This window comes from Ruania alkalisoli, from assembly GCF_014960965.1.
GTDB classification, from domain to species: domain Bacteria; phylum Actinomycetota; class Actinomycetes; order Actinomycetales; family Beutenbergiaceae; genus Ruania; species Ruania alkalisoli.
Genome location: NZ_CP063169.1, coordinates 1,791,878 through 1,806,287 on the forward strand (window position 1 = coordinate 1,791,878; position 14,410 = coordinate 1,806,287).

Sequence of the window (14,410 nt, forward strand, 5' to 3'; positions counted from 1 at the left end):
CTAGTGAGAGGAGAGCGCAGATGAGCGCCCTGGCCCTTCCCGTCCCGGAGATCGCCCCCGTATCGGCCCGACGTCGTCATCTCGTGGCCGTGCCCGCTTTCGCTCCCGGAGCGCCGTCCATACCCTCTGTACTGCCAGCGGAGCGACCGCGCTCGGTGCCGGCTGTGTCACCGGACAGTGATCGCCAGGTGAGTTCGCATCCGGCCCGGTCGGCCGAGGGGCGCCTGCGGCTCACGGTTCGTGGGCAGATCGTTCTCAGCGTCCTGGCGCTCGTGGTCGCTGCCGGGATCGGCTCTCTGCTCGGTCTCGCGCTGCCCGCGGATGAGGCTCTGCCGTCCGAGGTGGCCACGGTCACGGTCGGCCCGGGGGAGAGCCTGTGGGGAATCGCCCAGCAGGCGGCGGGTCCGGGCGAGGACGTGCGTGTGGTGATCGATCAGATCATGACGTTGAACAGTCTGGCGGACTCCACGGTGCATGCCGGGCAGCAGTTGAGCATTCCAGTGGAGGGCTGAGCGGCCGCGATCGCCCGTGCCTCGGCAGTCTTGGCATCGCCCTCGTGACGACTACTTGCGTTGGGGCCTGCTTGATGTCTACGGTTTCCCTACATCTAGTAGTTACACTGATGTGATTGCCGCAGATATGGTAGGTGCGGCCACTCGTTCGAGGAGAGGGATCCCGACCGGTGCATTGTCCGTTCTGTCGTCACAGCGACTCCCGTGTGGTGGATTCACGCACGGCTGACGACGGAGCCTCCATCCGTCGACGTAGGCAGTGTCCCGAGTGCGGGCGGCGTTTCACGACCGTCGAGAGCACCAGCTTGAGCGTGGCCAAGCGGTCAGGCGCTGTGGAACCGTTCAGCCGCGACAAGATCATCGCGGGCGTACGTAAGGCCTGTCAGGGTCGTCCTGTCTCCGATGATGACCTGGCGCTGCTGGCTCAGCAGGTCGAAGAGGCCGTCCGCTCCACGGGTGTGGCGGAGGTCGATGCACATGAGGTCGGTCTGACGATCCTGGGACCTCTGCGGGCCCTGGACGAGGTCGCCTACCTTCGCTTCGCTAGCGTCTATCAGTCCTTCTGCTCGTTGGAGGATTTCGAGGCGGCGATCACCGCCCTCCGAGTGGATCGCGACGCCGCGCGGTAGCTCCCCTAGACAGTCGGTGGTGGCCTGGGAGGGGAAGCCTGGGCCATCACCGGCGAGGACCGACGCATGTGGGCCTGTCAGAGGTTGCTCGACCGGTGTGCCCAGATGTTGATATCGCCGTCCTGGGCGTGCCGGTCGATGGCACGCAACTCATCGCGAGTGAAGTGCAGGTTCTCCAGCGCTCCGAGGGTGTCGTCGAGCTGAGCCACGCTGGAGGCGCCGACGAGGGCGGTGGTGATCCGGGGGTCGCGGAGTACCCAGGCAATCGCCAGTTGTGCCAGCGTCTGGTGGCGACGGCCCGCGATCGCGTTCAGGGCTTGGATACGCGAGAGGTTCTCCTGGCTGAGGAAGGACGTGTGGAGCGGTCCCCCTGCCGCGGCTCGGGAACCTTCAGGCACTCCGTGCAGGTACTTGCGCGTGAGCATCCCCTGTGCAAGCGGTGAGAAGACAGCGGCTCCCAGGCCTGTCTCGCCCAGGACGTCAAGTACGCTCTCGCCGGATGAGTCCGGTCGCTCGATCCAGCGGTTGATCATCGAGTACGAGGGCTGATGCACGAGGAGATCCAGGCCGATCCGGTCGGCGACAGCCATCGCCTCTCGCGTTCGCGTGGCTGAGTATGAGGAGATCCCCGCGTAGAGAGCCTTACCGGAATCGACTGCGGTCTTCAGCGCTCCGAGCGTCTCGTGCAGTGGAGTGGTCGGATCGAACCGGTGGCTGTAGAAGATGTCGACGTAGTCGACACCGAGACGTCGCAGCGACGCCTCCAGCGAGGCGAGCAGGTACTTGCGTGAGCCGCCCTCCCCATAGGGGCCCGGCCACATCCGGTACCCGGCCTTGGTCGCGATCACCAGCTCGTGTCGGTAGGGCGCGAGATCGGTGGCGAGGATCCGCCCGAACATCTCCTCGGCAGCGCCGCGGGGCGGACCATAGTTGTTCGCGAGGTCGAACTGGGTGATGCCGCGGTCGAAGGCGTGCAGCACGATCTCCCGTTGCGTCTCCGGCGAGCGATCGGTCCCGAAGTTCTGCCAGAGGCCGAGGGAGATGGCTGGCAGGTCGAGTCCGGAGCGTCCGCACCGGCGCATGGGCATCGAGTCGTAACGGGTCGGGGCGGCGTGAAACGGCGTGCTCATGCCTCGATGCTATTTCTCTGGTGCTCGTGCGGCATCCGGGGCACTCTTGGGGGTGGGCCGAGTAGTGCCGCCCGGGCCCGGACCGCCAGGTCATCCAGGACGGCACCTGAGGAGGCACTGTGGCACAGCAGTCGGAAGTACCGAGTCCAGCGGTGGACGTCGCAGCATCACCGTCTGAGCAACCGGACCCCATGGCGTCGGCGAAGGCAAGGATGCGCGAAGCGCTGGAACGCAAGGCCGAGCGCGATCATCCGAGTGCGCGTGGTGCCCGGAACACGGGAGCCGTGCACGGACCGGAGGTCGAAGGTGCGGGAGGCCGACGCGTCTTCCGCCGCAAGTCGGGCTGAGCGTCGGATGTGGACCGGCGCCGGGTGCTAGTCGTCGGTGCCGGGCCGCAGGGCGCGTACGCGAATAGTGGCCTCCATGGCCTCGATCTGCGCGATCGTGTCCTCCGGAAGGTCACCACCGACGTCAGTCACCACATAGCCCACCGAGCCGGAGGTACTCAGAACCTGGCTCTCGATGTTGGCGCCGGCGTTCGAGAGAGTCTGGTTCACGGCGGCGAGCACCCCGGGCACGTTGTGATGAAGATGCGCGATCCGATGAGTCTCCTGCGCAGGGCGGTCCAGGATCAGGGAGGGGAGGTTGACACTCAGGGCGGTCGCCCCGTTCTCCAGGTAGTCACGCAACTTGGCTGCCACGAACACCCCGATGTCCTGCTGTGCCTCTTCGGTGGAGCCGCCGACGTGCGGGGTGAGGATCACGTTCGGCAAGTCGCGTAGTTCGGAGTCGAACGGGTCCCCCTGCCGCTTCGGCTCGTGGGGGAACACATCGACAGCTGCTCCGGCGATCCGTCCGTCGAGCACTTCCTGCCGGAGCCTCGCGTAGTCGACCAGGAACCCCCGGGAGAGGTTCAGGAAGATCGCGCCGTCCTTCATGCGCGCGAACTGACGTGCTCCGAACATCCCGGCGTTGCCGGATCGGCCGTCCACGTGCAGCGTCACGATGTCGGCCTCGTCCAGGAGCGCGTCCAGACTGGGCATCCGGCGCGCGTTGCCGAGGGCGAGCTTTTCCGCAGTGTCGTAAAAGATGACCCGCATTCCCAGGGCCTCGGCAACGACCGAGAGCTGGGTTCCGATATTGCCGTAGCCGACGATTCCGAGCGTGCGCCCGCGGACCTCGTGCGCTCCGCTCGCCGACTTGTCCCACACGCCGGAGTGCAGGGACTTGTCCTTCTCGGTCAGTCGCCGCGTGAGGGCGATGATCTCCGCCAGCGCGAGCTCGACCACAGAGCGAGTGTTGGAGAACGGGGCGTTGAAGGCGGCGACACCGGAATGCGCTGCAGCGCGCAGATCGATCTGGTTGGTTCCGATGCAGAACGCCCCGACGGCCAGCAGGTCAGGAGCATTGTCGATCACCCGCTGAGTGAGGTTCGTCTTGGAACGCAGCCCGAGCACCTGCACTCCCTGCAGAGCCTCGATGAGCTCGTCCTCGTCGAGAGCCCCGGTGCGGGTGCTCACGTCGATGCCGGCCCCGTGCAGCAGCTCGCTGCCGAGATGATGGATGTTCTCGAGGAGAAGTGCCTTGACCACGGGCCTATCGTGCTCCTGACGCTGCCGAAGTCCCAATCGTTCTCAGGTGCTGGACGTCCTCCAGGCCCGCAGGCAGCGGTTCGGTGTGTACCAGGTGCAGTCGGCGGGTCGGCCGCGTCATCGCAACATACAGGTCACCGGGGCGGCCGGCCTCGGCGAGCATGCGCGCGGGCTCGACCAGCACGACCACGTCGAACTCGAGCCCCTTGCTGCCCGTCGGGTCCAGCACCACCACCTCCCGGGTGAGGTCCACACGGCCCTCGCTGCCGAGGGCCTGGGCGATCTGCGCTCGCAGGCTCGGCGGGACCAGGACGGCCATCCGGCCACCGTCGAGATGTGCGCGTTCGCGGTCCACCACACCGGCGACACCTTGCAGCAGTTCGGGCACGGCCGACGTCACGACGGCGTCCGGTACGTCCCGGGCCGAGGTCACCGGGGTCGGGGGGTGCTCAGGGTCCGCCGCGATCATCATGGCGCGTGCAGCGTCCATCACGCGTGCCGGAGTGCGGTAGTTCACTGTGAGCGTCGACGTCCGGTACCGGCCGCGGAGTGGACGCTCGAGCATCTGCGACCAGCTCCGAGCACCCGACCGGCTCGACGTCTGCGAGACATCGCCGACGACGGTCATCGACCGGGTCGGGTTCCGCCGCAGCAGGGCGTGCCACGCCATCGGCGAGAGCTCTTGCGCCTCATCGACGACGACGTGCCCGTACGTCCAGGAGCGGTCGGCCATGGCACGTTCTGCCGTGGTCATCCGAGGACCGGTGGCGGCGAACCGGCCGGCGACCGTCTCGGCGTCGACGAGGCCGTCGCCAGCCCCCGACTGCTGCAGCATCTCGCGGGCGTAGGCAATCTCGGCCTCACGCTGGGTCTGGTCTGCGCGCGTACGGGCCTGGTCGGCCTCGTCGTCCTCGCCGATCCGTTCGGCGGCCTCGTCCAGCAGCGGTACGTCGGCAGGGGTCCACGGTGTGCCACGGTCACGGTAGAGCGCACGCCGTTCACGGGCCGAGAGCCGGGGAGCGGCCTCGGCGAGCCGGTGCGGCTTGGCGTACAGATCCTCCAGCAGTCCGGTGGCCGAGAGCGGCATCCAGCAGAGGTTCAGTGCGACCCGCACGTCTCGGGAGCTGCGCAACTCATCGATGATGTCCGCACGGTCGTCCTCACCCACGCCGGGTACCTTCTCGGCGTACTGCTCCGCGAGCGAATTGAGCATGTGGCGTACGAATGTCACCCGTGCCACGTTGTGCGGGGCGCGGCTGCGCCGTGCACGCTCCTGGGCCTGCCGTACGTCTCGCTCGAGCAGGCGCAACCGGACCGACCCGACCACGAGGTCCTGTTCGGGAAGGACACGCTGGCGTGCGCGGACCGCGGCGGCGAGGATCGTCGTCCATTGCCGACGGCCCTTGATCTCGGCGACCTCGTCGTTCTCAGTACCGGTGGCCTCGACGCCCGGGAGTAGATCAGCGATGGTGGTGGCCACCACGCCGGTCTCACCCAGGGCGGGAAGCACCTTCTCGATGTAGCGCAGGAACACCCGGCTCGGCCCCACCAGGAGCACACCGGAGCGTTCAATCCGCTCCCGGTGCGCATACAGCAGAAATGCGGCGCGGTGCAGTGCCACTGCGGTCTTGCCCGTACCGGGCCCTCCCTCGACGATCAGCACGCCGTCCAGTTCGGACCGAATCACCGCATCCTGCTCAGCCTGGATCGTGGCGACGATGTCTCCCATCCGACCCGTACGCTGGGCGTTGAGCGCAGCCAGTAGCGCACCCTCACCGGAGAGGTTGACGTCGGCCTCCTGCACCGCGTCCAGATCGAGCACATCGTCCTCGATGCCGACGACGCTGCGGTGCCTGGTCTGCAGGTGCCGCCGCAGGACCACATCACCCGGCTGGGCGGCAGTCGCCTGATAGAACGCGCGCGCCGCTGGAGCGCGCCAGTCGGTCAGCATCGGGACCTGCTCGGCATCCGAGAGCCCGATCCGGCCCACATAGCGACGTTCGCCATCGGTCAAGTCGAGGCGTCCGAAGACGAGGCGCTCCTCGACGGCATCCAGCTGGGCGAGCCGGTCCTCGTACAACGTGGCGAAGGCGTCTCGCTCCGAGCGATTCTGATGGCTGCCCGTGGCCCCGCTCCTGCGCACGGCCGTCAACCGGCTACGGGTGTGCTCGCGTAGGTCGTCGAGCCGCTCGTAGACGCGATCCAGGTGATCCTGTTCGACCCGGTGGGCCACCGACGAGCCCGACGAGGACTGGTCGGGCATCGCATCGTGAGAGGCCACGTATCGGCGCTCCTTTTCGTGCTCGGCGTCGTGAGACGAACATCCATTATCCACGACCATCTATGATCCAAGGCGCACCCTGCTCCTCGCCGCCGACGCCGGCTTTCGCTGCTGGTGAACGCTGGAATGGTGGCTCCACTGCCCATGTTGGCGCAGGCGGTAGGAAGTAACGTGGTCCGACGCGAAGGATGAGGATGAACGATCCCCGGGAGCTGTACCGCGTGGTCGACGACCCGCCGGAGTTGTACGAGGACGAAGCACCGGTCCTGCTGCATGCGATGCAGGGCTCGATCGACGCCGGGCACGCCGGCAGCCTGGTCGCCAGGCATCTGGTCGACAAGTTGCCCTCGCGTCGACTCCTCGAGTTCGACGTCGATGCGCTGATCGACTACCGGGCGCGTCGCCCGGCCATGACCTTCGACGAGGGAACGTGGACCGAGTACGACCAGCCCGCGCTCGTGGTGGATCTGGTCCGCGACGATGACGGTGCGCCGCTGCTCCTGCTCCACGGACTGGAGCCCGACGTGCAGTGGGAGAGGTTCGTACGCGCAGTCCGGACAGTGGTGGAGGACTATCGGGTGGGCCTGACGATCGGCGTTCACGGGATCCCCATGGGAGTGCCCCACACGCGGCCGCTGACGGTGACGGCACATGCGACGCGGGGTGAGCTGATCGAGGCGTACCCGAACTACTTCTCCCGGGTCCAGGTGCCGGGGAGCGCTGCAGCGCTGCTCGAGTTGCGGCTCGGTCAGGAGGGGCGCGACGCGATGGGGTTCGCGGTGAACGTGCCGCACTACCTCGCTCAGTCGGAGTATCCGCAGGCTGCCGCCGAACTCGTCCGCCACATCACCCGAGTTTCCGGTAGGAGTCTTCCCGTCGGTGACCTGGAGGCGAGCGGGGCGCAGGTGCGCTCCGAGGTCGACCGCCAGGTGGCCGAATCCGAGGAGGTGACGGCCGTCGTCCATGCGCTGGAAGGCCAGTACGACTCCTTCGTCGAGGCCTCCGACGATGAGACACGGCAGGCGTTGGGGCCGGCGATGGAGGAACTGCCGAGTGCCGATGAGCTGGCAGCCCAGTTCGAGGCGTTCCTTGCCGGACGTGAGGAACCCGACGGCGGTCCGTGAGGTCACCGAGGGAGGCGGACACCGGCGTCCGCCGGTGTCCGCTGCTCAAGACGATCGTGCGCAGATGGTGGCGGCCGAGCGAGGTCGCATGCCAGAATTGTCGCCGTTGCAGGCGTTTCACTGACGTACGACCCGGGGCACGCACCTCGTGGTGCAGGTCTCACGGACGGCTGGCGGCTTCCGTCGGCCGACCGCACTGACGTGGGGCGAAGCATTGCGGCACCACCAGCGACGGGCACAGGGCTCGTCGACCCAAGTCCCCGGAAGGACATGCACGACATGGCACAAGGAACCGTCAAGTGGTTCAACGCGGAGAAGGGCTACGGCTTCATCGCCCAGGACGGCGGCGGCGACGACGTCTTCGTTCACTACTCCGCCATCCAGTCGGACGGCTACCGCACCCTCGACGAGGCGCAGCGGGTGGAGTTCGAGATCACGCAGGGTCCCAAGGGCCCGCAGGCGGAGAGCGTCCGCGCGGTCTGAGTGGATCGACGCTGGTGGCCCGTATCTCCTGTGGGTGCGGGCCACCGGTGTGTTTCAGGGCCTGATGTGTTCAGGACCTCCTGGAGACGGAGGCGGCTGCTCGCAGTGGTCAGTCCCGCAGCGCCGGGAACGTCCCCACGAACTCGGCGACCTGCCTGCCGCTGAGAAATGAGGCGGGGACCGGGAGAGTGCGCATCCGGCGATCGAGTGCGGAGACGGGAAGTGGCCGCGCGGAGCCGAGTGCGACGACATTCCCGTACCGTCTGCCTTTGAGCACCGCCGGCTCGGCGATGACGCCGACGTGCTCGAACACCTCGCGCACCGTGGCTACCTCGCGACGGGCCCGGTCCAGCGGTGGGCGGTCGGCCGTATTGAGCAGGTAGATGCCTCCTGGGTCCAGGGCGGCAGCGACGGCCTGGGTGAACTCCACCGTGCAGACGTGAGGCGGCGGACGGCGATCGGCGAACACGTCCCGTACCACCACGTCTTTGCTGCCCGGGTGCAGGCCCTCGACAGCCTCGCGCGCATCGGCCACACGGATGCGCAGTGCCGGTGAACGGGGCAGATCAAACCATTGCCGGACGTACTCGGCAAGACGTGCATCGATCTCGACCGCGATCTGCCGGGAACCGGGCCACGTGGCATCGACGGCCCTCGGGAGCGCGCAGCCCGCCGCACCCAGATGTACGGCGCGCGGCCGAGCCTCGTCGTCGAGCACCTCCTCCAGGACGGCCAGCATCTGCTGCATGTACTCGAACAGCAGCCGACGCGGATCGACGAGGTCCAGGTGCGAACTCTCCGCACCATCGAGGAGCACCATCACACCGTGGGGATCGGCAGTGTCGGTGGTCAGTTCTACTGTGGCGTATGTGGTTGAGAGAGGCCCGGTCGGCAGTATCCGTCCGGCCGGCGAACGTCCCGAGGTCGCAGGGCCCCGGCGGCGAGAGGAGCGGCTCGGCATGAGCACGACGGTACCGCCCGCATCATCAGGACGAGCGGCACTCTTGACGACATAGAACTGATGTTCGATACTGGGATGGACGGAATCGGTCGACGCCCGCAGGCGAGCGGCAGGAGGTCACACGTGATGGTCGGAACGACAGCAGCGCAACTACTGCGCCGGGCGCAGCGCGAGCTCGGGCAGATCCAGTCCGATGGCGATCTGCACACCACGTTCCTGCACGCCCACATGGCGGCCCTTCGCGCGGGCGCGGCGGTGCTCGCGCTCCATCCTGCGGGGAGTGCGCCCAGGTCCCGGCGGCGTCAGGTGCGCAGCGTGTGGGAGCAACTCGGCGAATGCGGACCGGAATGGATGCCGTGGGCTGCGTACTTCGCGCAAGGGGCCGCGGTGCGGGCAGCGATCGAGACCGGCCGTCAGGTGGAACTCACCCGGCAGCAGGCCGATGAGGTGGTGGCCACGGCGACGGATTTCCTGGCGCGGGTGAGTGAGGCTGTCCGTGAGAGCCAGCCCGCGATGCCCGTGATGCCGGCGCTGGCGTCGTGACAGGCGAGCGACCGTGAGTCGAGCACCGCGTAGCGCTGGGGCGCGACGCGACTGGGGTAGTGACGACTCCCAGACGCCGATCCTGCATGTCGACATGGATGCCTTCTTCGCGTCGGTAGAATTGTTGAGCCGGCCTGAACTACGCGGACGTCCGGTGATTGTCGGAGGCAGGCATCGCGGGGTGGTGCTCGCAGCTACGTACGAGGCACGAGCCAGCGGTGTGCATTCGGCGATGCCGATGACCAGGGCGCGGGTGCTTTGCCCGCAAGCGATCGTCATCGCCCCGGATCACAGCAGATACCGGGAGATGTCACGGGGTGTGATGCGCATCCTCGGTGACATCACCCCGGTGATCGAACCGCTGAGCATTGACGAGGCCTTCTTGGATGTCTCCGGTGCGCGGCGTCGTCTCGGGCCGCCCGCGATGATTGCGGGGCGACTGCGAACTCGCATCGCCGAGGAACTCGGCCTTCCTGCCTCCGTGGGTATCGCCTCGACGAAGTTCGTGGCGAAGCTCGCCTCGAGCCATGCCAAACCGGACGGGATGCTGCTCGTCCCGCGAGACGCCACGGTGGCGTTCCTGCACTCGCTGCCCGTCGGTGCCCTGTGGGGCGTGGGCGAGCGCACGGAAGCGACACTCGCCCGGCTGGCGATCCGCACGGTGGCCGACCTTGCGCACACTCCGCCCGACACGCTGCGGGCTGCGCTTGGAGAGTCCGGTGGGCGCCGTCTGCTCGACCTGGCGTGGGGGCGAGATCCTCGCGCCGTTGAACCAGTGCGACGCGAGAAGTCGATCGGTCACGAGCAGACGTTTGCCGAGAATCTCCGGGATCGGGCCGATCTCGCGGCAGTCCTGCTCGACCAGGCTCATCGATGCGCCGCCCGGCTGCGCTCAGGCGGGTTGTTCGCTGCCGGCGTTGCGATCAAGGTGCGCGGTGCGGACTTCACGACGCTCACGCGGTCGCGGGCGCTAGAGGCGCCGACGGATGTCGCGCACGACCTGTACCAGGTGGCGCGTGAGCTGCTCGCCGCTGTTGCGGTCCCGCCCGGCGGGGTGCGCCTTCTCGGCCTGCGGTGCGAGTCCTTGAGCGAGGCAGCGAGCACTGCGGTGCAGGTGAGGCTCGACGACTCTGGCCCCGAACGACGTGATGCGGAGCTCGCGATGGACCAGATTCGCAGGCGGTATGGTAGGTCATCGTTGACGGCCGGATCTCTTCTACCGGTCCCAACTACCGAGAACGCCCGCGGCGACTTATCCTGTTAGGAAGAAGCCCCCGCAGGTGGGGGTACCTGGAACCGATCGGGAGGTGCGATGCCTCTCTCCGAGTACGAGCAGCGCGTGCTGGAGCAGATGGAGCAGCAGTTGCGCTCCGACGACCCCAAATTGGCGAACGCGATCTCTGGTGGGGCCGTGCGACGTCCTCGCAACGTCGTGCTCGGCACCCTTCTCGGTCTAGCGGGCGTCGGACTGCTGGTCGCGGGCGTGGCCACGTCCTATGTCGTGTTGGGCATCGTCGGATTCTTGGCGATGTTCGCCGGTGTGATGCTCGCCATCTCGCGGCCACGAGCGGCAGTGGCGAACGAGGCTCACGAGAGCAACGTACGCCCGTTGAAGCAGAAGTCGAACGGCTCGTTCATGTCGCGGCTCGAGGAGCGCTGGGATCGGCGTCGCGACGAGAACCGGTAGGGGTTCATGGCCGATGGCGCCGACTGGCGCCATCTGCGCGCATCTGACCACCGAACGATCGGGTGGCTTGGAGGTGTAGTCCTTCCGAACGCACCGTGCCGTGCCGATCACACCGTGCCGTCCCGATCACACCCGTCCCGATCAGACCGTGCCGTCGGTTGGTATCGACACCACGCGTGTCCGATCCGCTGGTATCGGATCACCTCCTTTCGGCGAGGCTCGTGTTGATCGTCCGTACCCACCTGCTGATGGCACCCGTGTCGGCGGCAGTTGGGCGCGGGCCGTAGCGTTCGTCCTGCACCGCCGCAGCGAACTCCTCGAGCGCCCGCGCCCCGTCCTCGTCCAGTACTTCGCGACCAGTCTCAGCGATGGTGCGCGGGGTACTGTGCGCTGTCACCTCGACACCCGCGCGTTCCAGTCGATCCACCGTTCGGTTCCATGCTGGTTCGATCCCCGTGCGTCCGAGCGCCGCACGTCGCCGTAGCCAGAGGCTGGCCAGACCGGCTCCGGCACCGAGTACGAGCGCAAGCACCAGCGCCCACCATTGCCTCTCGCCCGCCGACCTCGCGGCACTGTCGGGAGTGTCGGCGCCGGTCGCGGCCTCGGCGTCCTCGGTCGGCTCCTCCGACGCCACCTCCGGGGACGGTTCGTCGGCCTGGGACTCGCTCTCGGTCGGTGCCGGTGTCGCTGCGGCATCATCCGGCTCCGGTGCCCACACGGGTGCGGACCCGGTCTGCTGCGACGGTGTCGGTTCAAACCGTACCCAACCTTCGCCAGGGAAGTAGACCTGGGGCCAGGCGTGGGCGGAGTGTGATCCGATCGTGCCACCGTCACCGGTCTCGGCTCCGGGCAGGTAGCCGATGGCCAGCCTGCTCGGCAGTCCAAGACTGCGCGCCAGCATCACCATCGTGGTGGCGAACTGTACGCAGTATCCTCGCCGGTCGTTGAGGAAGTCCCAGACGGCATCGGTGGTCCGGACTCCGGTCACAGACTCGGTATAGGTGAACTCACCCGGGTCGCGGAGGTAGTTCTGCAACGCCAGCGCCTCGTCGTAGGCGGTCTCGGCTCCGGCATCCTCGACGATCTGCCGTGCCACGCCCTCGATGTCGTCGGCGTAGCCGGTGTTCGGTAGCTCGAGGAGTACGGGATCCGTCTCAGCTTCCCGGGGGTCGGACTCGCGCAACGTCTGCGGATCGAGGTCACGGCGAAAGACTGTCACCTCGTACGTGAGGGCGTTGCCTGGTCGGGCCCGATCTACCTGCAGCTCATCGGAGACCGGGTCATAGCTTGTACCGTCCGGTACCGCGACGCTACGTGGCTCACCAGGAAGGAGAAGCCGGTCCTGGCGCAGGTCGTGCACAGTGATCGTGACGGTGCTGCGTGTGGTCCGGCTGGCGGCCTCCGGCCAAAGCAGCTGGTCCTCGGAAGTGACTGCTACCGCATCGCTCGTGCCTTCGCGGCGGCGATCCCAGGTGGACCCGTCGAACTCGGTCATCGTGTAGGCGTGCAGCGGTCCCAGATCCTGAGGGGGTGCGCCCGTGTAGCTGACGACCTCCTCCTCAGAGCGCCGTACCAGATCGTCGCGGAGGTCGAGGCCGAGCTCGAGACGGGTGAACCGAGCCTGACCGATCTCGGCCGGTGTGTGGATCCGCACCGGGTTGGGCAGGGCCACCACCGACGGGGCCACCACCATGGCGAGCACCAGGCTGACTGCGACGCTCGCTGCGAGGGCGAGGGCCGGTTCGCGACGAGATCGCTGTGACCTCGACTCAGGTGCGGCACGCGGCTCCGGCGCCGCAGCCGTGGCGAGCACGGCCAGGAAAGCCACCCCGCACCACACCAGGACAGCGGGTGTCACCGGTGCGTCCAGCAGCACGGGTACGCACCACAGTGCCAGCACCGGCACCATCGACCAGACCGGTGCCCGGCACCCGACCGCGACGAGCTCGGCGAGCAGGAACGACAGGAGGGCACCCGCAACGACGAGCAGGCCTACACCGGCCTGGTCCGTGATCGGGGGAAGGACGACTTGCGTGTGTGCCACCGCCGAGGTGATCAGGTGCTCGAGGTAAAGGATGCTCTCCCGGTCCGGAAGGCCAGGGATTGCCGCGACCCCCCGGGTGTACCAGCCGTGGACGATCAGTGCGCCGATCGCGGTCGTGATGAGCGTGGGCACCAGCACCGGCCGGATCTTGCGGCGCAGGAGCACGAGCAGCGCGCCGCACAGAGCCAGCGTGAGCGTCAGTTCGGGAAGCCATAGCGAAGCCGCCACGAGGCCGGCCATCGCTCCGGTACTCGCCAGGACGAGGGCAGCCACGGCGGCGGTGCGCGCGGCGGCGATCACCCCTGGCTCCCCAGCAGCTCGGCCCAGACATCGTCGACCGGAGTGTCGGGTCCACCGACCCGCACGGCCCACCCTGCGTCGGCGAGCGTCCCAGCTGTGCCGTGCCGGTCGTCGGTCAGCAGCGCCACGCGCCGGCCCGGCCACGCGGAGAGGGCGGAGGCGGTCTGCGCCGTAGGGGCGCGGAGTGCGACCAAGCAGAAGGCCGCGCCGGGCTCGGCAGGCACGACAGGGGAGGTCGAGTGACGGGCGCGCGCGTACAGGTCCAATGCCGTCGCGGTGTCCGCGAGAGTGGTCGATCCCATGCCATGAGAGCGCTCCGTGCGGGACCAGGTCGCGCTGATGTGTACCCGGAAGCCGTAGTCGATCAACGCCACCGTGATCGAGGCCGTGGCCGCGACGAGCCACTCGGTGCTGGTTCCCGGATGGGCGGGTTCGGGCGGACCGAGGTCCAGCAGCAGGTGGGCCAGGTGGTCCTGAGTGGGCTCGTCCTGCCGCGTGAGAAGCTCACCGTGGCGAGCCGAGGCACGCCAGTGGACGCGGCGAAGGTCATCACCAGGCCGGTACTCGCGCAGGGTGAGGTCGTCCGGCGTGCGGTCGGGGCGTCCAGCTCGCGCGTGCGTGGACACACGGTCGGCCCACGCCCGCACGAGCGGTCCGAGGTCGGTCAGCGGGGGCCAGACGATCAGATCGTCCTGCCCATGAGCTGAGTAACGGCTCCGTGCCAGGCGCAGGGGATCGGTCTGCACCACGACTGCTGGCCCGACTCGATATATCCCACGCAGTGTCGGGCGCACCATGTACCCGGTGGAGTCGGTCTGCTCGCGGTTCAGCCCCGTCGGGATGCGCTCGCGCAGCGAGGTCCACGCATCCGTACCGGCACCGCCAGTGCTCAGCCGCACTTGTACTGGCTCACCGGCGTGCGGACGGCGTGGCTCGAACGTGCGGGTGAGGCCGGGGACATGTCCGATGATTCTGAGCACCATCAGCCACAGCAGGCTCACCACGGGGGCCGCGAGGGCCAGCGCGGCGAGCGTGGCGATCTCCGGTGATCTCATGGCGGAGGCGAGGAACGCCAGACCGGCGCCTGCGAGCAGCAGGCCCGCGCCCCGTGCCGTCGGTCGCAT

Annotated in this window: 14 protein-coding genes; 8 read left to right on the plus strand and 6 right to left on the minus strand. The window is 68.0% G+C overall.

Annotated elements, in window-relative coordinates; genetic code table 11:
* The first annotated feature begins 188 nt into the window (after positions 1 to 188).
* On the plus strand, positions 189 to 512 hold the full coding sequence (locus tag IM660_RS07810) for a LysM peptidoglycan-binding domain-containing protein (protein ID WP_246465205.1): 324 nt from the start codon (positions 189 to 191) through the stop codon (positions 510 to 512).
* 170 nt (positions 513 to 682) lie between these two features.
* Positions 683 to 1,141 carry a transcriptional regulator NrdR gene (gene nrdR, locus IM660_RS07815; RefSeq protein ID WP_193498774.1) on the plus strand — a complete coding sequence of 153 codons (459 nt, stop codon included), beginning with the start codon at positions 683 to 685 and terminating at the stop codon, positions 1,139 to 1,141.
* A gap of 77 nt (positions 1,142 to 1,218) precedes the next feature.
* Here nrdR and IM660_RS07820 read toward each other — a convergent pair whose 3' ends face one another.
* Positions 1,219 to 2,271: an aldo/keto reductase gene (locus tag IM660_RS07820; RefSeq protein ID WP_193498775.1), complete on the minus strand. Its 1,053-nt coding sequence runs from the start codon at positions 2,269 to 2,271 to the stop codon at positions 1,219 to 1,221.
* 119 nt (positions 2,272 to 2,390) lie between these two features.
* Between IM660_RS07820 and IM660_RS07825 the strand changes: the two genes are divergently transcribed.
* Complete coding sequence (locus IM660_RS07825) at positions 2,391 to 2,618, plus strand: DUF5302 domain-containing protein (RefSeq protein WP_246465206.1); 228 nt, start codon at positions 2,391 to 2,393, stop codon at positions 2,616 to 2,618.
* Between the two features lie 27 nt (positions 2,619 to 2,645).
* On the opposite strand, the gene serA is transcribed toward IM660_RS07825, so the two are convergent.
* Positions 2,646 to 3,863 carry a phosphoglycerate dehydrogenase gene (gene serA, locus IM660_RS07830; RefSeq protein ID WP_246465207.1) on the minus strand — a complete coding sequence of 406 codons (1,218 nt, stop codon included), beginning with the start codon at positions 3,861 to 3,863 and terminating at the stop codon, positions 2,646 to 2,648.
* A gap of 4 nt (positions 3,864 to 3,867) precedes the next feature.
* Complete coding sequence (locus IM660_RS07835) at positions 3,868 to 6,126, minus strand: HelD family protein (RefSeq protein ID WP_193499292.1); 2,259 nt, start codon at positions 6,124 to 6,126, stop codon at positions 3,868 to 3,870.
* A 212-nt stretch (positions 6,127 to 6,338) separates the two neighbouring features.
* Between IM660_RS07835 and IM660_RS07840 the strand changes: the two genes are divergently transcribed.
* Together IM660_RS07840 and IM660_RS07845 are read left to right on the plus strand one after the other, a co-directional pair.
* The gene (locus IM660_RS07840) at positions 6,339 to 7,268 is read left to right on the plus strand and encodes a proteasome assembly chaperone family protein (RefSeq protein WP_193498777.1); all 930 of its coding nucleotides are present in this window, start codon (positions 6,339 to 6,341) and stop codon (positions 7,266 to 7,268) included.
* Positions 7,269 to 7,547: 279 nt separating this feature from the next.
* Entirely contained in the window at positions 7,548 to 7,751 is a 204-nt protein-coding gene (locus IM660_RS07845) for a cold-shock protein (protein ID WP_089772977.1), read from the plus strand.
* Positions 7,752 to 7,860: 109 nt separating this feature from the next.
* Here IM660_RS07845 and IM660_RS07850 read toward each other — a convergent pair whose 3' ends face one another.
* On the minus strand, positions 7,861 to 8,712 hold the full coding sequence (locus IM660_RS07850; RefSeq protein WP_193498778.1) for a spermidine synthase: 852 nt from the start codon (positions 8,710 to 8,712) through the stop codon (positions 7,861 to 7,863).
* 126 nt (positions 8,713 to 8,838) lie between these two features.
* On the opposite strand from IM660_RS07850, the gene IM660_RS07855 reads away from it, so the two are divergent.
* Genes IM660_RS07855 through IM660_RS07865 form a run of 3 tightly spaced genes read left to right on the plus strand, consistent with a single transcriptional unit; the run spans position 8,839 to position 10,942 of the window.
* Positions 8,839 to 9,255 carry an SAV_6107 family HEPN domain-containing protein gene (locus IM660_RS07855; protein ID WP_193498779.1) on the plus strand — a complete coding sequence of 139 codons (417 nt, stop codon included), beginning with the start codon at positions 8,839 to 8,841 and terminating at the stop codon, positions 9,253 to 9,255.
* A gap of 13 nt (positions 9,256 to 9,268) precedes the next feature.
* Positions 9,269 to 10,519, plus strand: a complete 1,251-nt coding sequence (locus IM660_RS07860) for a DNA polymerase IV (protein WP_193498780.1) — start codon at positions 9,269 to 9,271, stop codon at positions 10,517 to 10,519.
* Positions 10,520 to 10,567: 48 nt separating this feature from the next.
* Positions 10,568 to 10,942 carry a DUF3040 domain-containing protein gene (locus tag IM660_RS07865; RefSeq protein ID WP_193498781.1) on the plus strand — a complete coding sequence of 125 codons (375 nt, stop codon included), beginning with the start codon at positions 10,568 to 10,570 and terminating at the stop codon, positions 10,940 to 10,942.
* A gap of 199 nt (positions 10,943 to 11,141) precedes the next feature.
* Here IM660_RS07865 and IM660_RS07870 read toward each other — a convergent pair whose 3' ends face one another.
* Together IM660_RS07870 and IM660_RS07875 are read right to left on the minus strand one after the other, a co-directional pair.
* Positions 11,142 to 13,286, minus strand: a complete 2,145-nt coding sequence (locus IM660_RS07870; protein WP_193498782.1) for a transglutaminaseTgpA domain-containing protein — start codon at positions 13,284 to 13,286, stop codon at positions 11,142 to 11,144.
* The gene (locus IM660_RS07875; RefSeq protein WP_193498783.1) at positions 13,283 to 14,410 is read right to left on the minus strand and encodes a DUF58 domain-containing protein; all 1,128 of its coding nucleotides are present in this window, start codon (positions 14,408 to 14,410) and stop codon (positions 13,283 to 13,285) included. The genes IM660_RS07870 and IM660_RS07875 overlap by 4 nt, the downstream gene beginning before the upstream one ends.